General features: G+C 75.9%; 20 protein-coding genes. 17 read left to right on the top strand and 3 right to left on the bottom strand.

What is annotated here, in order from left to right:
• Positions 1–3: 3 nt before the first annotated feature.
• The 7 genes from KPL60_RS04670 to KPL60_RS34485 are packed head-to-tail and all read left to right on the top strand — an operon-like array spanning position 4 to position 7814.
• Positions 4–759 (top strand): ABC transporter permease, encoded by a 756-nt coding sequence (locus tag KPL60_RS04670; RefSeq protein ID WP_226366028.1) that lies wholly within the window; start codon positions 4–6, stop codon positions 757–759.
• 15 nt (positions 760–774) lie between these two features.
• On the top strand, positions 775–1761 hold the full coding sequence (locus KPL60_RS04665) for a heme A synthase (RefSeq protein WP_374228596.1): 987 nt from the start codon (positions 775–777) through the stop codon (positions 1759–1761).
• Between the two features lie 53 nt (positions 1762–1814).
• Entirely contained in the window at positions 1815–2906 is a 1092-nt protein-coding gene (locus KPL60_RS04660; protein WP_226365012.1) for an outer membrane lipoprotein carrier protein LolA, read from the top strand.
• Complete coding sequence (locus KPL60_RS04655) at positions 2903–3871, top strand: ABC transporter ATP-binding protein (RefSeq protein WP_374228595.1); 969 nt, start codon at positions 2903–2905, stop codon at positions 3869–3871. The genes KPL60_RS04660 and KPL60_RS04655 overlap by 4 nt, the downstream gene beginning before the upstream one ends.
• Positions 3868–4716, top strand: coding sequence for an ABC transporter permease (locus KPL60_RS04650; protein ID WP_226365011.1), 849 nt, complete (start codon positions 3868–3870; stop codon positions 4714–4716). Before KPL60_RS04655 ends, KPL60_RS04650 begins: the two co-directional genes overlap by 4 nt.
• A 46-nt stretch (positions 4717–4762) precedes the next feature.
• The gene (locus KPL60_RS04645; RefSeq protein WP_226365010.1) at positions 4763–5734 is read left to right on the top strand and encodes a quinone oxidoreductase; all 972 of its coding nucleotides are present in this window, start codon (positions 4763–4765) and stop codon (positions 5732–5734) included.
• 52 nt (positions 5735–5786) lie between these two features.
• Positions 5787–7814 (top strand): prolyl oligopeptidase family serine peptidase, encoded by a 2028-nt coding sequence (locus KPL60_RS34485; RefSeq protein WP_226365009.1) that lies wholly within the window; start codon positions 5787–5789, stop codon positions 7812–7814.
• Positions 7815–7824: 10 nt separating this feature from the next.
• Here the strand turns inward: KPL60_RS34485 and KPL60_RS04635 are convergent, their stop codons facing one another.
• Positions 7825–8790 carry an ABC transporter substrate-binding protein gene (locus tag KPL60_RS04635; RefSeq protein ID WP_226365008.1) on the bottom strand — a complete coding sequence of 322 codons (966 nt, stop codon included), beginning with the start codon at positions 8788–8790 and terminating at the stop codon, positions 7825–7827.
• A complete protein-coding gene (locus tag KPL60_RS34480; protein ID WP_226365007.1) occupies positions 8787–9689 on the bottom strand; it encodes a sucrase ferredoxin in 903 nt (300 codons plus the stop codon). The genes KPL60_RS04635 and KPL60_RS34480 overlap by 4 nt, the downstream gene beginning before the upstream one ends.
• Positions 9690–9743: 54 nt before the next feature.
• Between KPL60_RS34480 and KPL60_RS04625 the strand changes: the two genes are divergently transcribed.
• Complete coding sequence (locus tag KPL60_RS04625) at positions 9744–10550, top strand: AraC family transcriptional regulator (protein WP_226365006.1); 807 nt, start codon at positions 9744–9746, stop codon at positions 10548–10550.
• A gap of 16 nt (positions 10551–10566) precedes the next feature.
• Here KPL60_RS04625 and KPL60_RS04620 read toward each other — a convergent pair whose 3' ends face one another.
• Positions 10567–11487 carry a heme o synthase gene (locus KPL60_RS04620; RefSeq protein ID WP_226357512.1) on the bottom strand — a complete coding sequence of 307 codons (921 nt, stop codon included), beginning with the start codon at positions 11485–11487 and terminating at the stop codon, positions 10567–10569.
• Between the two features lie 511 nt (positions 11488–11998).
• On the opposite strand from KPL60_RS04620, the gene tkt reads away from it, so the two are divergent.
• The 9 genes from tkt (at position 11999) to KPL60_RS04575 (ending at position 23364) form a co-directional block, all read left to right on the top strand.
• Positions 11999–14125 carry a transketolase gene (gene tkt, locus KPL60_RS04615; protein WP_226357310.1) on the top strand — a complete coding sequence of 709 codons (2127 nt, stop codon included), beginning with the start codon at positions 11999–12001 and terminating at the stop codon, positions 14123–14125.
• 31 nt (positions 14126–14156) lie between these two features.
• On the top strand, positions 14157–15266 hold the full coding sequence (gene tal, locus KPL60_RS04610; protein ID WP_226365005.1) for a transaldolase: 1110 nt from the start codon (positions 14157–14159) through the stop codon (positions 15264–15266).
• Positions 15267–16955, top strand: coding sequence for a hypothetical protein (locus KPL60_RS04605; protein ID WP_226365004.1), 1689 nt, complete (start codon positions 15267–15269; stop codon positions 16953–16955). It begins immediately after the preceding gene.
• 43 nt (positions 16956–16998) lie between these two features.
• Entirely contained in the window at positions 16999–18543 is a 1545-nt protein-coding gene (gene zwf / locus KPL60_RS04600) for a glucose-6-phosphate dehydrogenase (protein ID WP_226357313.1), read from the top strand.
• Positions 18544–18583: 40 nt separating this feature from the next.
• Positions 18584–19534, top strand: coding sequence for a glucose-6-phosphate dehydrogenase assembly protein OpcA (gene opcA / locus KPL60_RS04595; RefSeq protein ID WP_226357314.1), 951 nt, complete (start codon positions 18584–18586; stop codon positions 19532–19534).
• Positions 19531–20322 (top strand): 6-phosphogluconolactonase, encoded by a 792-nt coding sequence (gene pgl, locus KPL60_RS04590; RefSeq protein WP_226357315.1) that lies wholly within the window; start codon positions 19531–19533, stop codon positions 20320–20322. The genes opcA and pgl overlap by 4 nt, the downstream gene beginning before the upstream one ends.
• Positions 20323–20396: 74 nt before the next feature.
• Positions 20397–21581 carry a formate-dependent phosphoribosylglycinamide formyltransferase gene (gene purT, locus KPL60_RS04585; protein ID WP_226365003.1) on the top strand — a complete coding sequence of 395 codons (1185 nt, stop codon included), beginning with the start codon at positions 20397–20399 and terminating at the stop codon, positions 21579–21581.
• Between the two features lie 70 nt (positions 21582–21651).
• Positions 21652–22125 carry a VOC family protein gene (locus tag KPL60_RS04580; RefSeq protein ID WP_226357317.1) on the top strand — a complete coding sequence of 158 codons (474 nt, stop codon included), beginning with the start codon at positions 21652–21654 and terminating at the stop codon, positions 22123–22125.
• Between the two features lie 9 nt (positions 22126–22134).
• Positions 22135–23364: a patatin-like phospholipase family protein gene (locus tag KPL60_RS04575; RefSeq protein WP_226357318.1), complete on the top strand. Its 1230-nt coding sequence runs from the start codon at positions 22135–22137 to the stop codon at positions 23362–23364.
• The last annotated feature ends 2 nt before the right edge of the window (positions 23365–23366 follow it).

The raw sequence follows: 23366 nt of genomic DNA, 5'->3' as shown, positions 1-23366 counted from the left end.
GGCATGTTCACCCCCGCGCCCGGCCGCGGCCGGGCGCTGACGATGCTGCGGGCCCAGGGCGGTCTGGAGACCCGGCTCGCGCTGCGCAACGCCGAGCAGGTGCTGCTGACCCTGCTCATCCCGGCGGCCCTGCTGGCCGGGCTCACGCTCGTGCCCGCGGTGCCCGCCCCGGAGCCGCGGGTGGCGTGGCTGTTCGCCTCCATACTGGCGCTGGCCGTGATGAGCTCGGCGTTCACCAGCCAGGCCATCGCGCTCGGTTTCGACCGCCGCTACGGGGCGCTGCGCAGGCTGGCCGCGACGGCGCTGCCCCGCTGGCTGCTGGTGTGCGGGCGACTGGCCGCGGTCGCCGCCGTCGTCGTGATCCAGGTGGTGCTGCTCGGCGTGCTGGCGGCGCTGCTGGGCTGGTCCCCGGCCGGTGCCCGGCTCGACGGCGCCGCGCTGGCGGTGCTGCTGGGCGCGGCCGCGTTCGGGGCGCTGGGCATCCTGCTGGGCGGGACGCTGCGCGCGGAGATCGTGCTCGCCGTCGCCAACCTGGTGTGGTTCGCGCTGCTGCTGGCCGGTGGGATCGTCGTGCCGGTGGCGGACCTGCCGGGGCCGCTGGCGGCGCTCGCGCCGTGGCTGCCCTCCGGGGCGCTGGCCGAGGCGCTGCGCTCGGCCCTCGGCGCGGGCGAGTTCCCCGCGGCCGGGCCGCTGCTGGTGCTGACCGGCTGGGCCGTCGTCGCCGGGGTGGCGGCGTCGCGGCTGGTGCGCTGGACCTGAGCCCCATCTTCTACGATGCGTAGTGTGCTGCTGTCGCGCGTGCCCTCCACCCCGCCGGTGCTGATGCGCCGGCTGGCGATCGCGAACCTCGTCGCCCAGATCGGGATCGGGGTGACCGGCTCGGTGGTCCGGGTCACCGGCTCCGGCCTCGGCTGCTCGACCTGGCCGCAGTGCGAGCCGGGCAGCATGATCCCGGTCGACCACGCCGAGATCGCTCCGCTGCACATGTGGATCGAGTTCTCCAACCGGCTGCTCGGCATCCTGGTGGTGCTCACCGCGGGCGCGGCGCTGCTCGGCGCGCTGTACACCCGGCCGCGGCGCCGCCGCCTCACCGGGCTGGCGCTGGCGATGCCGCTCGGCGTCGTCGCGCAGGCCGTCATCGGCGGGATCACCGTGCTGCTCGGGCTGGCCTGGTGGACGGTGATGCTGCACTTCCTGGCCTCGATGGTGCTGGTCTGGTTCGCGGTGCTGCTGGTCGGCGCCGCCGGCGAGGCCGACGGCCCGGTGACCCGCACCGTGCCCGTCGCCGGGCGTGGGCTGGTGCTGTTCTCCACCGCGGTGCTGGGCGTCCTGCTCGTCGCGGGGACCCTGGTCACCGCGGCCGGTCCGCACGGCGGCGACCCGGAGACCCCGCGCCTGGACGTGCCGATCCCCGCGCTCGCGCAGCTGCACGTCGACACGCTGTTCCTCTACCTCGGCACCCTGGTCGGGCTCGGGTTCCTGCTGCACGCGGTGTCCGCCCCGCGGGCGCTGCTGCGCCGGTTCCGGGTGCTCGTCGTGGTCGTGCTCGCCCAGGGCGCGCTCGGCGGGGTCCAGTACGCCCTCGGGGTCCCGGAGCTGCTGGTGTCGCTGCACGTGCTCGGCGCCGGGCTGACCGCCGCCGCGGCCGCCTGGGTGTGGGCCGGCACCGCGACCCGCCCGGCCGCCGCCGACCCCCGCGCGACCCCGACCGGCGACCCGGCGGACGCCGCCGCGCCGGAGCCCGCCGCCGCGTCGGTCTGAGTCGGTCCGACCGGCCGCTGCACGATCGGGTGACACTCGGGCACTCTGGAGTCATGACCTCCGCATCCCGGTTGCGACGCGGCGGGATCGCCGTGGTCCTCGCGGCCGTCCTGGCCGTCGCCCTCATCGTGTCGCTGTCGGTGGGCCTGCTCACCACGCGGGCCTCCGCCGCCCCCGAGCTGCCGCCCGTCACGCCGGAGCAGCTCGTCGCCTCGGTCGTCGCGGCGGAGCCGGTCGCGCTGGCCGGCACCGTCGCCGTCGACAACCGGCTGGGGCTGCCCGCCGTGCCGGGCCTGCCCTCCGACGGGCTGACCGACGGCACCTCCACCGCGCGGGTCTGGTCCGACGGGAAGGGCGACGGTCGCCTCGCCGTCCCGAGCGACGACGGCGAGCGCACCTACGTCCGCGACGGCGCCACGACCTGGGCCTACGACTCCACCGACCGCACCGCGACCCGGTTCCCGAGCCGGGGGCACGCCCCGGACGCCGACGCCGCGAAGGACCCGGCCGAGGTCGCCCGGACCGTCGTCGCGCGGCTGAGCGCCACCAGCGTGCTGCGGGTCGACGGCACCACCGAGGTCGCCGGCCGCCCCGCCTACACCCTGGTCCTGGCGCCGAAGCCCGGTGAGCGCACCGTGCTGCGCGAGGTCCGCGCCGCCGTCGACGCGCAGACCCGGACCCCGCTGGAGCTAACCGTCCTCGGCGCCGGGACCGACCCGGTGCTGCGGATCGGCTTCGACGACGTCACGTTCGGCCCGCAGGACCCGGCCCTGTTCACCTTCACCCCGCCGCCCGGCGCCACCGTCCGCGACGGCACCGCCGGGACGGTGAAGCAGCCCGGCCCCGGCATCCGCCCCGGCCCCGCCAACCCCGGCACCGGCAGCCCCGGCAGCACGCCCGCACGGGCCGCCGCGCCGACCGTCGTCGGCGAGGGCTGGGACACCGTGGTCGTCGGCCGGGTCCCGCAGCGCTCCGGCGACGGGCAGGGCCCGGACCTGTCCGCGCTCGGCACCCCGGTGTCCGGACCGTGGGGCGCCGGCCGCGAGATCACCACGAACGCGGGCTCGGTGATCCTGGCCGACGACGGCCGCGTCGCCGCCGGTGCCGTCGGCCCGGACGTCCTCGGCGAGGCCCTGGCCCGGTGACGACCACCCGCTCCGCCCCCGCTGGCCACGTGGCGGACGGGGCCGCGGACGAGCAGCTCCCGGCCGCCCGCGTCCGGGACCTGCGCAAGGTGTTCGGGCGGGTCACCGCCGTCGACGGGGTGGACCTCGACGTCCCGGCCGGGTCGGTGTTCGGGATGCTCGGCCCCAACGGCTCGGGCAAGACGACACTGATCCGGATGCTGCTCGGGCTGACCACGCCGACCTCGGGCAGCGTCGAGCTGCTCGGGCTCCCGGTGCCGGGCGGGCTCGCCACGACGCTGCCCGACGTCGGCGCGCTGGTCGAGGGGCCGGGGTTCCATCCGTTCCTGTCCGGGCGGGAGAACCTGCGCCGGGTCGCGGCGACCGAGCCGCGGCTCGCGGCCGGTGAGGTGCGGCCCGCGGTGGAGGCGGCACTGGAGCGGGTCGGGCTGGCCGCGGCCGCCGGGCGCCGGTTCCGCGGCTACTCCCTCGGGATGAAGCAGCGCCTCGGGCTGGCCGCGGCGCTGCTCGTCCCGCGCCGGCTCGTCGTGCTCGACGAACCCACCAACGGTCTCGACCCGGCCGGCACGCGGGAGATCCGGACGATCGTCGCCGAGCTGCGGGCGGGCGGGGCGACGGTGCTGCTGTCGTCGCACCTGCTGTCGGAGGTCGAGGCGGTGTGCACGCACGTGGCCGTGCTCAAGCAGGGCACGCTGCTCGCGGCGGGACCGCTGGACCGGCTGCTCGGCGCCGCCGACGGCGACTGGGAGATCGCGACCACCGACCCGGCGGCGGCGCTGCGGGAGCTCGGGGCCGCCGGCGCCGACGCCCGGGCCGAGGGCGCGGCCGTCGTCCTGGCCGCCGACGCCGACGGACCGCGGCTGTTCGCCGGCCTCGTCGGGGCCGGGGTGGCGGTGCACGGGCTGGCCCGGCGCCGCACCGGCCTGGAGGAGCTGTTCACCCGGATCACCGAGGGCGACGCGTGAGCGCCCCGCCCGCCCCGCCCCGGCCGGTGTCGTGGCGGCGGCTGCTCGGGGCCGAGCTGCGCTGGGTGCTGCGCAGACCCCGGACCTGGGTGATGGTCGCGCTGCTCGGCGCGGTGCCGGTCCTGATGGCGGTCGGGCTCGTGCTGGCCGACGGGCCGCGCCGCGGCCTGCTGTCGGAGGTCGTCGGCAACGGGCTGACCCTGCCCGTCGCGGCGCTGACCCTGCTGATGGCGCTGCTGCTGCCGCTGGTGGTCACCGTCGCGGCCGCGGACGCGATCGCCGGGGAGGCCCAGCACGGCACCCTGCGCGGCCTGCTGCTGGCCCCGGTGGGGCGGCTGCGGCTGGTCGCGATGAAGGCGTTCGGCGTGCTGGTGGTGGCCGCGGTCGCGGTCGCCGTGGTCTGCGTGGTCGGGCTGGTGGCGGGGTGGGCGCTGATCGGGCCCCCCGCCGTCGTCGGCGACGGCGGCGCGCTGCTGACGATGTCCGGCTCGGTGCTGGACCTGACCTCCGCGGCCGGTCGGATCGCCCTGGTCGCGCTGTGGACGCTGGGTCAGCTCGCCGCGGTCGGCGCGGTGGCGCTGGTGGTGTCGTCGTTCACCGAGCACCCGCTGGTGGTGCTGTCCTCGGTGCTCGGCGGGATCATCCTGTCCGGGGTGCTCGGCGCGATCCCCGCGCTGGAGCCGATCCGCCCGTTCCTGCTCACCGACGGCTGGGCCGCCGGGGTCGACGTGCTGCGCGACCCGCTGCCGACCGACGGGCTCGTGTCGAGCACCGGGCTCGCGGCGGGCTGGTTCGCCGTCGCCGCGGTCGTGCTCGTCTCCCGGATGCTCCGCCGCGACGCGTGAGGGCATGATCGGGCCCGTCAGCAGCGGCGAGCGACGAGGAGGACACATGCGTGCGGTACGGGTGACGAGGCCCGGCGGGTCCGAGGTGCTGGAGGTCGTCGACACCGACGCCCCGGTGCCGGGTCCGGGCGAGGTGCTGGTGGAGGTCGCCGCGGCCGGGGTGAACTTCATCGACACCTACCAGCGCGAGGGCATCTACCCGATGGAGACGCCCTACGTCGCCGGGCTGGAGGGTGCGGGCCGGGTCACCGCGCTGGGCGCGGACGTCGACGGCGTCGCGGTCGGGGACCGGATCGCCTGGGCCAACACCCTGGGCAGCTACGCCGAGCAGGTCGCCGTGCCCTGGGGGAAGGCCGTCCCGGTGCCCGAGGGCGTCGCCGACGACGTCGCGGTCGGCGCGGCACTGCAGGGCATGACCGCGCACTTCCTGGTCAACGACTGTGTCGCCCTGCGCGGCGGGGAGACGATCCTGCTGCACGCCGCCGCCGGTGGCGTCGGGCTGCTGCTCACCCAGCTGGCCGTCGCGAAGGGCGCCCGGGTGATCGCGACGACGTCGACGCCGGAGAAGGCCGAGCTGGCCCGCGGCGCCGGCGCCGACGAGGTGATCGACTACACCGCCGTCGACGACCTGGCCGCCGCCGTCCGCGACCTCACCGGCGGCGCGGGCGTGCACGCCGCGTTCGACTCGGTCGGGCGCACCACCTTCGACGCGAGCCTCGCCTCGGTGCGCCCGCGCGGCACGCTGGTGCTCTACGGCGCCGCGTCCGGCCCGGTCGAGCCGTTCGACCCGCAGCGGCTCAACGCGGCCGGGTCGCTGTACCTGACCCGCCCGAAGCTGTTCGACTACATCGCCACCACCGACGAGCTGCGCACCCGCGCCGCCGCCGTCTACGGCGAGGTCGCCGCGGGCCGCCTCGACGTGCGGATCGGGCACCGCTACGACCTGGCGGACGCCCGCACCGCGCACGACGACCTGCAGGGCCGCCGCACCACCGGCAAGGTGCTGCTCGTCCCCTGACGGGTCCGGAACGGGGTCGGTCCGCCGCGCGGCGTGCGGTAGAACCGACGGCGTGACCGACACCCCCTTCCACGACCTCGACGCCTACGTCGCGCTCCCCCGCCTCGGCGGGCTCGCCCTGTCCCCCGACGGCACGCGGCTGGTCACCGGGGTCGCCGAGCTCGACGCCGACGGCACCCGCTACCGGACCGCGCTGTGGGAGGTCGACCCCGCGGGCGAGGCCCCGGCGCGGCGGCTGACCCGGGGCGCGGCCGGCGAGTCCGGGCCGGTCTTCACCCCCGACGGCGACCTGCTGTTCCGGTCGGCCCGCCCGGACCCCGACGCCACCGGGGAGACCGAGCCGCCGACCGCGCTGTGGCGGCTGCCCGCGGCCGGCGGTGAGGCCGCGCCCGCCGGGTCGCGGCCCGGCGGGATCTCCGCCGTCGCCGTCGCCGCCGACGCGGGGACGGTCGTCGTGTCCTCCCCCACGCTGCCCGGCGCGGTCACGACCGACGACGACGAGCAGCGCCGCACCGCGCGCACCGAGGGCAAGGTCACCGCGATCCTGCACACCGGCTACCCGGTGCGGCACTGGGACCACGACCTCGGCCCGGCCGAGGAACGGCTGCTCCTGGCCTCCCCCGAGGACACGGACCCGTGGACGGACCTCACGCCGGCACCCGGCCGCGCGCTGGACGAGACCGCCTTCGACGTCTCCCCCGACGGCGGCTCGGTGGTGACCGGCTGGTACCGCGCGCACGGCCACGGCACCTGGCGGCCCGGCCTGGTCGTGGTCGACACCGCGACCGGGGAGCACCGCGACCTGACCGACGACGACGGCCACGAGTACGGCGCGCCCCGGATCAGCCCGGACGGGCGGACCGTCGTCGCGCTGCGCGAACGCGTCTCCACCCCGGAGGTCGCGCCGCGGATCGACCTGGTCCTGGTGCCGCTCGCCGGTGGCGCGCCGCGTCCGGTGGCACCGGGCTGGGACCGCTGGCCGACCGCGGCCCGCTGGACGCGCGACGGGTCGGCGCTGATCGTGACCGCCGACGAGAACGGTCGCGGCCCGCTGTTCCGGGTCGACCCGGGCGCGACCCCGCAGGACGACACCGTCACCCGGCTCACCGGTGACCACGGCACCTACTCCGACCCGTGCCCGTCGCCGGACGGGCGATGGGTCTACGCGCTGCGCCACGCCTACGACGCGCCCCCGGCCCCGGTCCGCGTCCCCGCCGACGGCCGCGACGCCGACCCCGAGCTCCTGCCCGCCCCCGCCGCCGCCGCGCCCGTGCTGCCCGGCACGCTCACCGAGCTGGAGACCACCGCGGCCGACGGCACCCGGGTCCGCGCCTGGCTGGTCCTGCCCGACGGCGCCGACGCCGAGCACCCGGCGCCGCTGCTGCTGTGGATCCACGGCGGCCCGCTGGCCAGCTGGAACGCCTGGTCGTGGCGGTGGAACCCGTGGCTGATGGCCGCGCGCGGCTGGGCCGTGCTGCTGCCCGACCCGGCACTGTCGACCGGCTACGGCCAGGACTTCGTCCAGCGCGGCTGGGGCGCCTGGGGCGGCGCGCCGTTCACCGACCTGATGGCCGCGACCGACGCCGCCGTCGCCCGGCCGGAGATCGACGGGACCCGCACCGCGGCGATGGGCGGCTCCTTCGGCGGCTACATGGCCAACTGGGTGGCCGGGCACACCGACCGGTTCGCCGCGGTCGTCACCCACGCCAGCCTGTGGGCCCTCGACCAGTTCGGGCCGACGACCGACCACGCCGAGTACTGGCTCACCGAGATGACCCCGGCGATGGCGCAGGCCAACAGCCCGCACCACCACGCCGACGCGATCGTCACCCCGATGCTGGTGATCCACGGCGACCGTGACCATCGGGTCCCGATCGGCGAGGGGCTGCGGCTGTGGTGGGACCTGGTGTCCCGGCAGGCCGACCCGGACGCCAACCCGCACCGGTTCCTGTACTTCCCCGACGAGAACCACTGGGTGCTCGCGCCGAACCACGCGAAGGTCTGGTACCGCACGGTGTGGGCGTTCCTGGACTACCACGTGCTGGGCGCGGAGTGGGAGACGCCGCACCTGCTGCGGTGACCGGCGGCCCTCAGCCGCGCAGGGACCGGGCCGCGTCGTCGAGCACCCGGGCCGCGCTCGCGTAGCCGCGGTGCACCCACGTGCCCCGGTCCACCGTGACGGCGCGCCCGGCCCGGACCGCGGGCAGGGACCGCCACAGCGGGTCCCGGGCGACCTCGGCGTCGTCCTCGCCCTCGGCGACCCGCACCAGCAGGAAGACCGTGTCGCCGGCCACCTCGGCCAGCCGCTCCCGGCTGACCCCGAGGTAGCCGTCGGCGTTCCAGGACACCCCGGGCGGGGTGGGCGCGGTCGTCGCGCCCGCCTCGCGGAGCAGGGAGCCGGCGAAGGAGTCCGGGCCGTAGACGCGGACGCCGTCGCTGTCGACCTGCAGGACCGACACCGTGCCCGGCCGGGAGGCGAGCACGGTGCGCGCCCCGGCGACGTGCCGGGCCAGCTCCTGCTCGGCGGCGGCGGTCGCCGGGGCCCGGTCCATCGCCGCGGCGGCGGCCGCCACGTACTCCCGCCACCGCGCGGCCGGCTGCGGGACCGCGATCTCGGCGGTCGGCGCGATCCGGCGCAGCAGGTCGGCGTGGTTGTCCGGACCGGTCTGGGTGAGGATCAGGTCCGGCCGCTCGCGGGCCACCCGCTCGAGGTCGACGCCAACACCCGCGTTCGTCAGCGGGACGCCGTCCGCGAGCCCGGTGAGGTGCGGGGGCAGGGTGCTCCCGACGACGGCCGCCAGCACCGGTCGCACCCCGACCGCGAGCGCGGCGTCGAGCAGCGCGGGCACCAGCGTCACGACCTGTGCCCCGGCCTCCGCGGGATCCGGGCCGCCGGGCGCCGGGCCTCCGGACGCCGGGGTGCCGGGCGCAGAAGTGCCGGGCGCAGAAGTGCCGCAGGCGCCGAGGACCGCCGCCCCGAGCAGCCCGAGCGCGGCACGCCGGGACACGCGACCGCCCACGCGGCCGGGCACGGGGGCGGGCACCGGGGCGCTCACCGGGCCACCGCGGTGACGGTCGCGGACCGCGGGTCGGGGCGTCCCCGCTCCCCCGCCGAGCACGACGTCAGGCGTTCGGGCAGCGGCGCCGGGCTCAGCCGGACCCGGTCCCGGCCGCCCGGCCGGTCCACCACCACCCCGTCCCCGCAGGGGTCCCCGCAGGGGAGCGGGACCACGTCGTCGATCCCGCGCAGACCGTGCCGCTCCCGGACCACGTGCTCGGCGATCTGCAGCTCCGGCGGGTCGCAGCACCGCCCGCGCAGGTGCCGCAGCGACAGCAGCCCCCGGTCGGTGTCGGCGGCCAGCGCCCCGGCGTCGGCCGGGTCGACGTGGCCGAGGTAGTAGCCGTGCGGCAGGACGACCACCGCCGCCGCGAACCGGTCGCCACCCAGGTGCGTGGTCTCCCACACCCGCCCGGTCGGCGCCAGCGCCCGCGCGACCGGTCGGCCCAGCACCGCGCAGCAGGCGTCCTTGCGGCCGTGCGTGCACACCAGGAACCACGGCCGGGTCACCGGCGTCCCGAGGCCGGGCGCCGACGCCGACGCCACCACGGCCGGGTCGAGGTCCAGCAGCGCCGAGAGGTCGTCGACCCGCAGCTCCTCGTGCCACGGCCCGCTCCGCCCGGAGTGCACGAGGTGCACCCGGCGCCGGCCACCGGTCCGGGCCCGGCCCGGCTCGCGGACCAGCAGGACCCGGGCCCCCGCCTCCGCGAAGCGCTCCTCGACCAGCGCGCCCCAGCGCTCGTCGGCCCGGTCGAGGGCGCCGTCGCCCCACGGGCCGGAGTGCTCCACGAGCAGCCAGCCCGCGGCGGTGGCGGCCGTGCCGCGCAGGGGTTCCCGCAGCGCGCGGGAGATCGCCGCGCACGCCGGTGGTGCGGTCGGCAGGTCCGTGATCGTCACCGGGACACCGTAGGAGTGTGGGCAGCCTAGCCTGTGTTCATAAACGGTCCCATGATGTCGAGTTCCCGACAGCGGCGGCTGACCGTCGGGGTGCACGTCCGCGACGAGCGCCCGGACCGTCGCGGCGACCGCGTCTGGACCCGGTGGACCTCACCGCCACCGGCGGACGTGCACGTGCGGGTGCACCAGCACCCGTGCCACGAGCTGGTCTGGGCGGCGTCCGGGCCGCGCACGGTCGAGATCGACCGCCTGTCCTGGATCGTGCCGGTCGGCGCCGGGATCTGGATCCCCGCCGGGACACCGCACCGGGGCGTCGTGACCGGCCGGACCGGGTACCGGTGCACGTTCGTCGAGCCGGGCCGGTGGGCCCCGGAGCTGCCGCCCGGGGTCGTCCGGTTCGGGCCGGCCTGGGCCGGTCTGGTCGAGCACCTGGACCGCGGGGACCTGCCCGAGGAGGCACGGCGGCGCGCGGAGGCCGTCGCGCTGGACTCGGTGGAGCCGGTCACCGGTGGCGTCGCCGACCTGCCGATGCCGACCGACCCCCGGCTGGCACTCGTCGCCCGGGGCATCGTCGCCGCGCCGGGTGCGGCGCATCCCGCCGAGGTGTGGAGCCGCCGGGTCGGGTGGAGCGCGCGGACGCTGCTGCGCCGGTTCCGCGAGGAGACCGGGATGACCTTCGCCCAGTGGCGGACGCAGGCCAGGGTGCGGGCCGCGGCCCGGCTGCTCGCCGAGGGGCGCAACGTGACCGAGACCGCGCACGCCGTCGGCTACCGCACGGCGAGCTCGTTCGTCCGGGCCTTCCGCGAGGCGACCGGGCGGACCCCGGGCGCCCTGGGCACGACGGGCCGGCGGTCCCGCTGACCGCGGGCGGGCCGGGTCAGAACAGGACCGGCAGCCCCAGCGCGGCGTCGACGGCGATCGCCGCGAACAGCACGCACAGGTAGATGTTCGACAGGTGGAACAGCGGCATCGGGGAGATCTCGCCGCCGGACTTCACCTGGTGGTGCAGCCGGTGCGCCCGGAACACGAAGTACGCCCCGCCGAGCAGCGCCACCGCGAGGTACACCCACGACGTCGCCGGCAGCAGGAGCAGGCTCCAGGCCACCATCACCCAGCTGTAGACGACGATCCGCACCGACACCGCGGGCGCGGGTGCGACGACCGGGAGCATCGGCACCCCGGCGGCGGCGTAGTCCTCGCGGTAGCGCATCGCCAGCGCCCAGAAGTGCGGCGGCGTCCAGAAGAAGATCACACCGAACATGACCAGCGCGGGCCACTCGACGGTGCCGGTCACCGCGGCCCAGCCGATCACCACCGGCATGCAGCCCGCGGCACCGCCCCACACGATGTTCTGCGAGGTCCGCCGCTTGAGCAGCATCGTGTAGACGAGCACGTAGAACGCGATCGCGGCCAGCGAGAGCGCGGCGGCCAGCCAGTTCGTGGTCAGGCCCAGCCACACCGAGCTCAGCGCGGCCAGGACCAGGCCGAACACCAGCGCGTTGCGCGTGGGGACCTGTCCCCTCGCCAGCGGGCGGCGGGCGGTGCGCGCCATCTTCTGGTCGATGTCGGCGTCGACGACGCAGTTCAGCGCGTGCGCCGCGGCCGCGGCCATCGCGCCGCCGACCAGGGTGGCCGCGATCAGCAACAGCGACGGCACACCGCGCTGGGCCAGGAACATGGCGGGCACGGTGACCACGAGCAGCTGCTCGATGATCCGCGTCTTGGTGAGGCCCAGATAGGCCGCCACCGTGGCGCGGACGCGCGCGAGACGCCCGGTCGGTGCCGCCGGCACCACCACGGTCGTGGCGGGGGGCGTCGCCGCCGGCGCGGCGTCCGGTCCGGCCGGGACGTGCTCGGCCGGGACCCCGGCCTCGTCGGCCCGGCTCCGCCCTGACGCGGGTGCGCTCACCTGTCCGTACCTCGCTCGGTTCGACGTAGTGATCCCGTGCCGCGCCGCCCGAGGGGCCGCACCGGCTCGGTGCCGTGGACACGGGGTGGTCGCCGCGGTGGCGACCTCCCTAGTTCTACAGCGCGTCGATGCTAACCGGTGGCATGCGTCGCGGGCCCGCCGGGTACGCGGTTCCCGGCGGGCCGGACCGCCGATCGCCACGAGGCGCAAAGCCGCAGGCCGCGGGCGTGAGCAGTAGGGTGTTCCGCGTCGGGGCGGCGACGATGCCGCCAGGTGATCCGGGTCGCACCACACACCCGCCGACGTCGCCGCCTGCGGAACGGCCGCGACCACCGGGCGGGCATCCGGATCCACGACCGGCAGACCGACATTCGTCGACGCGAGTACAGGAGCCATCGCCTTGTCCGACACCGCTACGTCCCCCCACGCCGGGGACGGCGCCGTCGCCGCGCTCACCCGCGCGCACGTCCCCGACGACTGGACCGACCTCGACCGCAGGGCCGTGGACACCGTTCGTGTACTGGCCGCGGACGCGGTCCAGAAGTGCGGCAGCGGACACCCCGGCACCGCGATGAGCCTGGCCCCGCTGGCGTACACGCTGTTCCAGCGCGTCATGCGGCACGACCCGGCCGACCCCGACTGGATGGGCCGCGACCGGTTCGTCCTGTCCGCCGGGCACTCCAGCCTCACCCTCTACATCCAGCTCTTCCTGGCCGGCTACGGCCTCGAGCGCGAGGACCTGGAGCAGCTGCGGAAGTGGGGCTCGCTGACCCCGGGCCACCCGGAGTGGGGCCACACCCGCGGCGTCGAGATGACCACCGGCCCGCTGGGCCAGGGGCTGTCCTCGGCCGTCGGCATGGCGATCGCGGCCCGCCGCGAGCGCGGCCTGTTCGACCCGGACGCCCCCGAGGGTTCCTCACCGTTCGACCACCAGATCTACGTGATCGCCTCCGACGGCGACATCGAGGAGGGCGTCACCTCCGAGGCGTCGTCGCTGGCCGGTCGCCAGGAGCTGGGCAACCTCACGGTGATCTACGACGCGAACGAGATCTCCATCGAGGACGACACCAACATCGCCCTCAACGAGGACACGGCGAAGCGCTACGAGGCCTACAACTGGCACGTGCAGGTCGTCGAGGGCGGCGAGAACGTCACCGGCATCCTCGCCGCGCTGGAGGCCGCCAAGGCCGAGACCGACCGCCCGTCGATCATCATCCTGCGGACGGTGATCGGCTACCCGTCGCCGAACAAGATGAACACCGGCGCCGCGCACGGTGCCGCGCTGGGCGACGACGAGGTCCGCGAGGTCAAGAAGGTCCTCGGGTTCGACCCGGACCAGGACTTCGAGGTCGACGACGACGTCCTCGCCCACACCCGCGCGGTCGGCGAGCGCTCCCGCGCCACGCACGACTCCTGGCAGGGCACCTTCGACGAGTGGGAGCAGCGCGAGCCCGCGCGCAAGGCGCTCCTGGAGCGGCTGAAGGCCGGCCGGCTGCCCGACGGCTGGGAGGCCTCCCTCCCGCACTGGGACATCGACGAGAAGGGCATGGCCACCCGGAAGGCCTCCGGCGCCGTGCTCGGTGCGCTGGCCGACGTGCTGCCCGAGCTGTGGGGCGGCTCGGCCGACCTGGCCGAGTCGAACAACACCACGATGAAGGGTGCCGACTCGTTCGGCCCCAAGTCGGCCTCGACCGGCATGTGGACCACCTCGCCCTACGGCCGCACGCTGCACTTCGGTGTCCGCGAGCACGCCATGGGCGCGGTGCTGAACGGCATCTCGCTGCACGGCCCGACCCGGGCCTACGGCGGCACGTTCCTCGTCTTCTCCGACTACATGCGCCCGGCCGTGCGGCTCGCGGCGCTGATGAAGACGAACCCGATCTACGTGTGGACGCACGACTCGATCGGCCTCGGCGAGGACGGCCCCACCCACCAGCCGATCGAGCACCTGGCGTCGCTGCGGGCCATCCCCGGCCTGTCGATGGTGCGCCCCGGTGACGCCAACGAGACCGCCTACGCCTGGAAGGCCGCCCTGGAGCGGCCCGACGGCGGCCCGGTCGGCTTCGCGCTGACCCGCCAGAACGTCCCGACCGTCGCCGGGACCTCCGCCGAGGGCGTCGCCCGCGGTGGTTACGTGATCTCCGAGGCGTCCTCGGGCGTCCCGCAGGTGATCATCATCGCCACCGGCTCCGAGCTGCACCTGGCGCTGGCCGCCCGCGAGCAGCTCGAGGGCGAGGGCGTCGGCACCCGGGTCGTCTCGATGCCGTGCGTCGAGTGGTTCGAGGCCCAGGACGAGCAGTACCGCGAGTCGGTCCTGCCGACCGCGGTCAAGGCCCGCGTCTCGGTCGAGGCCGGCATCGCGATGCCCTGGTACCGCTACGTCGGCGAGCTCGGCCGGTCGGTGTCGATCGAGCACTTCGGTGCCAGCGCCGACCAGGCCACCCTGTTCGAGAAGTTCGGCTTCACCGCCGACACCGTCGCCACGGCCGCGCGGGAGACCCTCGCCGCGACCGAGAAGTCCTCCTGAACCGACGGCACCCGATCGCAAGGAGAGAATCATGAGCAACGATCGACTGGCCGCACTGTCCGCGGCCGGGGTGTCCATCTGGCTCGACGACCTGTCCCGGGAGCGCCTGGCCAGCGGCAACCTCGCCGCCCTGATCGAGGACAAGCACGTCGTCGGGGTGACCACCAACCCGACGATCTTCGCCGGTGCGCTGTCCGACGGCGCCGCCTACGACGAGCAGGTCCGCGAGCTGGCCGCCCGCGGTGCCGACGTCGACACCGCGATCCGCGAGATCACCGTCGCCGACGTCCAGCACGCCTGCGACGTGTTCTCCGGCACCTGGGAGCGCACCGGCGGTGTCGACGGCCGGGTCTCCCTGGAGGTGGACCCGCGCCTCGCGCACGACACCGAGGGCACCGTCGCGCAGGCCCAGGACCTGTGGAAGGCCGTCGACCGGCCCAACCTGCTGGTGAAGATCCCGGCGACCGAGGAGGGCCTGCCGGCCATCACCCGGGCGACCGCCGAGGGCATCAGCGTGAACGTGACGCTGATCTTCTCCGTCGAGCGCTACAAGCTCGTCATGGACGCCTACCTGACCGGCCTGGAGCAGGCGCGGGAGAACGGGCAGGACCTGTCCCGCATCCACTCGGTCGGCTCGTTCTTCGTGTCCCGGGTGGACTCCGAGATCGACGGCCGGCTGGAGAAGATCGGTGGTGACACCGCGCTCGGCCTGCGCGGCAAGGCGGCCGTCGCGAACTCGCGGCTGGCCTACGCCGCCTACCGCGACGCGTTCTCCGGTGCCCGCTGGGACGCCCTCGCGGAGCACGGCGCGCACGCCCAGCGCCCGCTGTGGGCCTCCACCGGGGTGAAGAACCCGGACTACCCGGACACGCTGTACGTGTCCGAGCTGGTCGTGGAGAACACCGTCAACACCATGCCGGAGAAGACCCTGACGGCCTTCGCCGACCACGGTGAGGTCGACGGGGACAAGGTCAGCGACACCGCGGGCGCGTCCCAGACGGTGTTCACCGACCTGGAGGACCTCGGCATCGACCTCGACGACGTGTTCCTCACCCTGGAGAACGAGGGCGTCGAGAAGTTCGAGAAGTCCTGGACCGAGCTGCAGGACACCGTCCGCGGCCAGCTCGACTCCGCGAAGTAGTTGAACGAGGCCACTCCCGGTGGCGACGGGGCCGACCTCGGCTCCGCCGCCACCGGCGGCCCGTCCGCACCCGCACCGTCCCCGGTGCGGGTGCGGCTCGCCGGTGAGCCGTTCGCCGGAGCGGCCCGGCGGATCGCCGCCGAGCTGGCCGGCGAGACCGTCGCCTCCCGGCTCGCCGACGCCGACCCCAGCGTCTGGGGGCCCCGCGCCGCGGGGGCCCCGCCCCGGACCGGCTGGACCGGGCTCGCCGCCCGCAGCCGGCCCCTCGTCGGACAGGTCGCCGCGCTGCGCGAACGGTTCGCCGTCGCCGGTGCGCACCGGGTGCTGCTCGTCGGCACGCCCGACGCGGTCGCCGCGGCCCGCGTCGTCGCCGGCACCGACCCGGGCGGGACCCGGCTGACCGCGCTGGACTCCGCGGACCCGGTGCAGGTCGCGGAGGCGCTGTCCGGGGAGCTCGCCGAGACCGTCCTCGTCGTCGCCGACGCGGCGGGCACCGACCCCGTCGTCGCGGCCGTGACCCGGGTGGTCGCCGCCGCGATCGCCGAGGAGGTCGGTGCCGCCGCCCTCGCCGCGCGCACCGTGCACCTGACCGAGCCCGGCTCGCCGCTGGACGTCCCCGGCGACCCCGGCCCGGTCGTGGTCACCCTCGACGCCGACGTGCCGGGCCGCTTCGGCGTGCTGGGCCCGCTCGGGCTGGTCCCCGCGGGGCTCGCCGGGGCGGACGTGCCCGCCGTCCTGGGCGACGCCGTCGCCGCCGAGCGCGCGCTGGCCGCCGACGACCCGGACAACCCGGCGCTGCTGCTGGCCGGCGCGCTGGCCGCGGGCCGTGGCTCGCTGCTGGCCCTGCGCGACGCCGAACGCTCCCCCGCCCTCACCGGCTGGCTGGCCCCGCTGCTCACCGCCGCCGGGCTCACCGTCGTGCCGGTGCCGCCCGACGAGCCGGTCGGCGCGGGCCCCGCCCCGCAGGAGCCCACCGCACCCGCGGGCGTCGTGGACGTGCACGCCGACGGCACCGGCCCGCGGCCCGGGCCGGGCCACGGCGCGGTGCGGCTCGACGCGGGCCCGGGTGCCGCGGTCGTGCTGTGGCAGGCCGCCGCGGCGCTGGCCGGGCGGGTCCTCGACACCGACCCGTTCGCGCCCGCTCCGCCCGCGCCGGCCGACGGTCCCGACCCCGAGCCGTCGTTCGTCGACGGCGGGATCGCCGTGCACGCCGGGGACTGGCTGCCGCCCGGCACCCGCACCGTCGCCGGTGCGCTCGACGCGCTGGCCGCCGTCGCCGAGGGGGCCCCCGCGGTGGTCTCGGCCTGGCTGGACCCGGAGTCCGACGCCTCGGTCACGGTGCTGCGCGGGCCGCTGGTGGCCCGGCTCGGGCTGCCCGTCGCGTTCGGCTGGGCCCCGGCCTGCCGCAGCGGCGACACCGGCGCACCGGACGTCGCGGTGCACTGTCACCTGACCGGGAACGGTCCCGGCGGTGATCTTCCGGGGTCCGTCGGCGCGGACACCGTGCCGCACGGGCCGGGACTGGATAGCCTGCACGCGGCACAGGCCCGGGCGGTCATCGACGACCAGCGACGCCGGGGACGTCCGGTGCTCCGGCTGCACCTGACCGACCGGCTCGCCGGGCTGGTCACCCTGGCCAGGGCGGTGACATCGACACAGACGTCGACAGAGCCCCCGACAGAACCGTGACCCCGGTGCCCCGATCACGAGAACACCAGTACTAGGAGGGGCGATGCCCACCGCGAACGGCGGACGGACCAACCCGCTGCGCGACCCCCGTGACAAGCGGCTCCCCCGGATCGCCGGCCCCTGCGGACTGGTGATCTTCGGAGTGACCGGGGACCTGTCCCGCAAGAAGCTCATGCCCGCGATCTACGACCTCGCCAACCGGGGGCTGCTGCCGCCGGGCTTCGCCCTCACCGGCTTCGCCCGCCGCGACTGGGACCACGAGGACTTCGGCCAGGTCGTCTACGAGGCCGTGCGCGAGCACGCCCGCACCCCGTTCCGGCAGGAGGTGTGGGACCGCCTCGCCGAGGGGCTGCGGTTCGTCCAGGGCTCCTTCGACGACGACGCCGCCTTCGACGAGCTGGAGCGCACCGTCCGCGAGCTGGACGAGAAGCGCGGCACCGGCGGCAACCACGCGTTCTACCTGTCGATCCCGCCCGGCGCGTTCCCGGTGGTCTGCAAGCAGCTCGCCCGCTCGGGGCTGTCCGCGCAGGAGGACCCGGACGTGTGGCGCCGGGTCGTCATCGAGAAGCCGTTCGGGCACGACCTCGCCTCGGCCATCGAGCTGAACGCGATCGTCAACGACGTCTTCCCCGAGGACTCGGTGTTCCGCATCGACCACTACCTCGGCAAGGAGACCGTCCAGAACGTGCTGGCGCTGCGGTTCGCCAACCAGCTGTTCGAGCCGATCTGGAACGCCAACTACGTCGACCACGTCCAGATCACCATGGCCGAGGACATCGGTCTGGGCGGTCGTGCCGGCTACTACGACGGCATCGGCGCCGCCCGCGACGTCATCCAGAACCACCTGCTGCAGCTGCTCGCGTTCACCGCGATGGAGGAGCCGACGTCGTTCTCCTCCGACGAGCTGCGCGCCGAGAAGATCAAGGTCCTCAAGGCGGTCAAGCTCGCGCACCCGCTCGACGCCACCACCGCCCGCGGCCAGTACGAGGGTGGCTGGCAGGGCGGGGAGGAGGTGCCCGGCCTCAAGGAGGAGGAGGGCTTCAACCCGGAGTCGACCACCGAGACCTTCGCCGCGATCACCTGCGAGGTCGAGAACCGCCGCTGGGCCGGGGTGCCGTTCTACCTGCGCACCGGCAAGCGGCTGGGCCGCCGCGTCACCGAGATCGCCGTGGTGTTCAAGCGGGCCCCGCACCTGCCGTTCGACGCGACGATGACCGAGGAGCTGGGGCAGAACGCCCTGGTCATCCGGGTGCAGCCGGACGAGGGCGTCACCATGCGCTTCGGGTCCAAGGTGCCGGGCAGCCAGATGGAGGTCCGCGACGTCACGATGGACTTCGGCTACGGCAACGCCTTCACCGAGGCCTCTCCCGAGGCCTACGAGCGGCTCATCCTCGACGTGCTGCTGGGCGAGCCGTCCCTGTTCCCGGTGAACGAGGAGGTCGAGCGGTCCTGGGAGATCCTCGACCCGGTCCTGGAGCACTGGGCCGCCGACGCGCGCGGCCCGGACTCCTACCCCGCCGGGTCCTGGGGCCCGGTGTCGGCCGAGGAGATGCTGGCCCGCACCGGGCGCCACTGGAGGCGGCCGTGAGCGCACGGACGGCAGTCGCGGAGAAGACGGAGACCCCATCGTGATCATCGATCTCCCGTCGAGCACCACCTCGGCGGTCAACCGCAAGCTCGTCGAGCTCCGCGAGTCCGGTGGGGTGTTCGCGCTGGGCCGGGTGCTGACCCTGGTCGTCGTCACCGACGACGGGCCCGAGCTGGAGCGCGCCGTCGACGCCGCCAACGCGGCCAGCCGCGAGCACCCGTGCCGGGTGATCGTCCTGGCCCGCGGGCAGCGGCGGGCCTCGCCGCGGCTCGACGCCCAGATCCGGGTCGGCGGCGACGCCGGCGCCAGCGAGGTGATCGTGCTGCGCGGCTACGGGCCGCTGGCGGCCGAGGAGGCGGGGGCGGGCATGGTCATGCCGCTGCTGCTGCCGGACGCCCCGGTCGTCGCGTGGTGGCCGAACGAGGCGCCCGCCTCGCCGTCGGAGGACGCGGTGGGCCGCCTCGCGCAGCGCCGCATCACCGACGCGCTGTCGTCGAAGAACCCGGTGAAGGCGTTCGAGGCGCGCCGCAAGGACTACGCGCCCGGCGACACCGACCTGACCTGGACCCGGCTCACGCAGTGGCGGGCGCAGCTGGCGGCCGCGCTGGACGTGCCGCCGTACGAGGACATCAGCTCCGCGGTCGTCGCCGGGGAGGCGGTGTCGCCGTCCACCGAGCTGATCGCGGGCTGGCTCGCCGCGAGCCTGGGGGTGAAGGTGAAGCGCTCGCCGTCGGAGAAGGACAACGGGCTCTCGCTGGTCCGGCTGACGCGCCCGTCCGGTGACGTCGAGCTGGCCCGCCCGGACGGCAAGACCGCCCGGCTGACCCAGCCCGGCCAGCCGGAACGGCTGATCGCGCTGGCCCGGCGGCACGTGTCGGACTGCCTCGCCGAGGAGCTGCGCAGGCTCGACCCGGACGAGGTCTACGCCGAGGCCCTCGCCGGGGTGGCGAAGGTGACCCGCGGCCGCACCCCGGTGAAGGTGCGCGCGTGAGCGCCGCGACGCAGGTCCAGGTCGCGGTGCACCCGGACAAGGACGCACTCGCCGCGGCGACCGCGGCCCGGCTGGTCACCGCACTGGTGGACCTGCAGGCCGCGGGCACCGTCCCGCGGCTGGTGCTCACCGGCGGCGGGGTCGGGATCCAGCTGCTGCGCGACGTCGCCGCCTCCCCGGCGCGCGACGCCGTCGACTGGGCCCGGGTGGACCTGTTCTGGGGCGACGAGCGCTTCGTGCCCGCCGACGACGACGAGCGCAACGACCGCCAGGCCCGCGAGGCCCTGCTCGACGCGCTGCCGCTGGACCCGGCGCGGGTGCACCCGATGCCCGCGGCCCCGGCGGGCGGCGGCACCCGCGACGACGCCCTCGCCGCGGCCGCCGACTACGCCCGGCTGCTCGACGACCTGGCCGGCCCCGACGAGGACGGTGTCCCCGCGTTCGACGTGACCCTGGTCGGGATGGGCGAGGAGGGCCACACCCTGTCGGTGTTCCCCGACTCCCCCGCCGTGCACGAGCAGGCGGCGACGGTCGTCGCGGTGTTCGATTGCCCGAAGCCGCCGCCGACCCGGATCTCGCTGACCCTGGCCGCGGCGCGCCGCTCCCGCGAGGTGTGGGTGGTGGCCGCCGGGGCGGGCAAGGCACCGGCCGTCGCGGGTGCGCTGACCGGCACGCCGGAGACCGAGCTGCCGGTCGGTGGTGCCCGCGGCACCGTCACGACCCGCTGGCTGCTCGACACCGAGGCCGCCGCGGACCTGCCCGACGGGTTCGTCGCCCGGGTCTCCTGACGGGCGGCCCCCGGATGTGAGATGCCGCGCCCGGGCGGGGTGTCGCACGTGGACCTGCGGTTAGGGTCCCCGTCATGCGTATCGGCACCCCGCTCGGCCCGGACCCCACCCGCGTGCTGCTGCTCGGCTCGGGTGAGCTGGGCAAGGAGGTCGCGATCGCGTTCCAGCGCCTGGGCGTGGAGGTCGTCGCCGTCGACCGCTACCCGCACGCCCCCGCCCACCAGGTGGCGCACCGCTGGCACGCGATCGACATGACCGACCCGGTGACGCTGGCGACGCTCATCGAGCAGGAGGCGCCCGACCTCGTCATCCCGGAGATCGAGGCCATCGCCACCGGTGCCCTGCTGGAGATCGAGGCGGCCGGCACGACCGTGGTGCCCACCGCGCGGGCCGCGAAGCTGACCATGGACCGCGAGGGCATCCGGCGCCTGGCCGCCGAGGAGCTGGGCCTGCCCACCTCCCCGTACGTCTTCGCCGACACCCTCGACGAGGTCCGCGAGGCCGTCGCGACGGTCGGGCTGCCGTGCGTGCTCAAGCCGGTGATGTCGTCGTCGGGCAAGGGGCAGTCGGTGCTCACGACCGCGGACGACGCCGAGGCGGCCTGGGAGTACGCCCGCACCGGCGCCCGGGTGTCGAACCCGCGGGTGATCGTCGAGGGCTTCGTCGAGTTCGACTACGAGATCACCCAGCTCACCGTCCGGCACGCCGGCGGCATCGCGTTCTGCGAGCCGATCGGGCACCGCCAGGAGAACGGCGACTACGTCGAGTCCTGGCAGCCCCAGCCCATGTCCGACGCCGCGCTGGCCGCCGCCCGCGACGTCTCCGCCCGGATCACCGAGGCGCTCGGCGGGTGGGGCCTGTTCGGGGTGGAGCTGTTCGTCCGCGGCGACGAGGTGCTGTTCTCCGAGGTCAGCCCGCGCCCGCACGACACCGGCCTGGTCACCCTGGCGACCCAGCGGCTCTCGGAGTTCGAGCTGCACGCCCGCGCGGTGCTGGGCCTTCCGGTGGACACCGCGCTGCGCTCCCCCGGTGCGTCGGCGGTGGTCTACGGCGGCAAGGAGATCGACGCCCCGGCCTACGAGGGTGTCGCCGAGGCGCTCGCGGTCGAGGGTGCGGACCTGCGGCTGTTCGGCAAGCCCACCGCGACCGAGCGGCGCCGGATGGGCGTCGCGGTCGCCCACGCCGACGACGTCGACACGGCCCGGGAGCGCGCGACCCGCGCCGCCGGGCTGGTGCGACCGGTCCCCCGGGAGCGATGAGCGGGGCGCTCCGCGCCGGTCTCCCCTCGTGTGACGCCGAGAGCCGGCGTCGCGGGGAGGGGACGACATCATGAAGCCGATCACGCCGTGCCTGTGGTTCGACGGCGTCGCCGAGGAGGCGGCACGGTTCTACACCGGCATCTTCCCGGACTCGGGCATCGACACCGTCATGCACTACGGCCCGGAGGTCCCCGACCAGGAGGGCCGGGTCCTGACCGTGGGGTTCCGGATCAACGGCCAGCCGTACACCGCGCTGAACGGCGGCCCGGTGTTCACCCTCTCCGAGGCGATCTCGATGGAGGTGCACTGCGAGTCCGTCGAGGAGGTCGACCGCTACTGGGACGCCCTCGCCGACGGCGGTGTCGAGCAGCCCTGCGGGTGGCTCAAGGACCGCTACGGGGTGTCCTGGCAGGTGATCCCGCCCGGCGTGCGGGAGTGGCTGACCTCACCGGACGCCGACGCCCGGTCCCGGGTCGCGCGGGCCGTGTACGCCACCCACGGCAAGCTCGACGCCGTCGCCCTGGAGAAGGCCTACCGCGGGTAGCCTGGCCGGGTGGCTCGGACCGGACTCGTCGTGGCCGGCGCCGGGGCGCGCGGGGCCTACGAGGCGGGCGCGCTGACCGAGCTCCTGCCGCGGATGGCGCGGCGGTGGTCGGCGCCGTCGGTACTGGTCGGCACGAGTGCCGGCGCGCTGAACGTGGCGGCGCTGGCCGGGCTGTCCGACGTCGCCCCGGACGCCGCGGCCGCCGAGCTCGTCGCCCGCTGGTCCTCGGTGCGCACCGACGAGGTCGTGGCGTTGCCGTCGTCGGCGGTGGAGGCGACCGCGGCCTACCTCGGGGACCTCGCCGGTGTCCCGTCGTGGCTGCGCAGGCTGCTGCTGGTGCCGGACCGGGTGACCCGCCTCCTCGACGCCGACCGGCTGCGCCCGGTGGTGGACCGGGTCGTCGACTGGGACCGGCTGCACGACGCCGTCGCCCGCGGCCGGGTCGACGCCGTCGGGGTGGCGTGCACCGCCGCCGGGACCGGCGGGACCACGGTGTTCGTCGAGCGCGGGCCGGACGTGGCGCTGCCGCCGTACGACCCGGGGCGCGACATCCGCTACGTCGACGCCCGGCTGGGCCCGGACCATCTGCTCGCCTCGGCGGCGGTGCCGGTGCTGTTCGCGCCGCGCCGCATCGAGGGCGAGGCGGCCGGCTGGTACCTCGACGGCGGGGTCCGGCTCAACACCCCGCTCAAGCCCGCGCTGCGCCTGGGCGCGGACCGGGTCGGCGTCGTCGCGACGACACCGGACGTCCCGTTCGGCGAGTCCGCCGCGGCGCTGTCCCCGGCGGACCGGGTGCCCGACGTGTACGCGGTCGCCGCGCTGGCGCTGCGCATCGTGCTGGGCGCCGGGGTGACCGAGGACCTGCGGACCCTGCGTGCGGTCAACGCGCTGGTCGACCGCGGTGAGGACCGGCGGCACCGCCGGATCGCGACCTGGTTCGCCGGGCCGCCGGCCGACCGGGCCACCGAGCTGGCGGAGCTGGCCGACGCGGTGCGCCGCCGCGAGTACGGCGGGCTGCGCGCGCTGCGGAACCCGTCGCTGGCGGTCCTGGAACGGCTGGTGGGCGGCGCGGTGCCGGACGCCGACACCACTCACGGCGCGGAGCTGCTCAGCTTCCTGTTCTTCGACCCGGTGTTCGCCGCCGCGGCGGCGGAGCTGGGTGCGGCGCACGCCGCGGGCGCCGTCGCCCCCGAGGGCGGGGCGGCGCGTCGCCGGACGGCCCGTCCGGCGACGCGCTGAGG

The organism is Pseudonocardia sp. ICBG162 (genome assembly GCF_020496225.1).
Lineage (GTDB): Bacteria > Actinomycetota > Actinomycetes > Mycobacteriales > Pseudonocardiaceae > Pseudonocardia > Pseudonocardia alni.
Note: the sequence above shows the minus strand (reverse complement) of the source record. Positions and strands in the feature narration are given on the sequence as shown.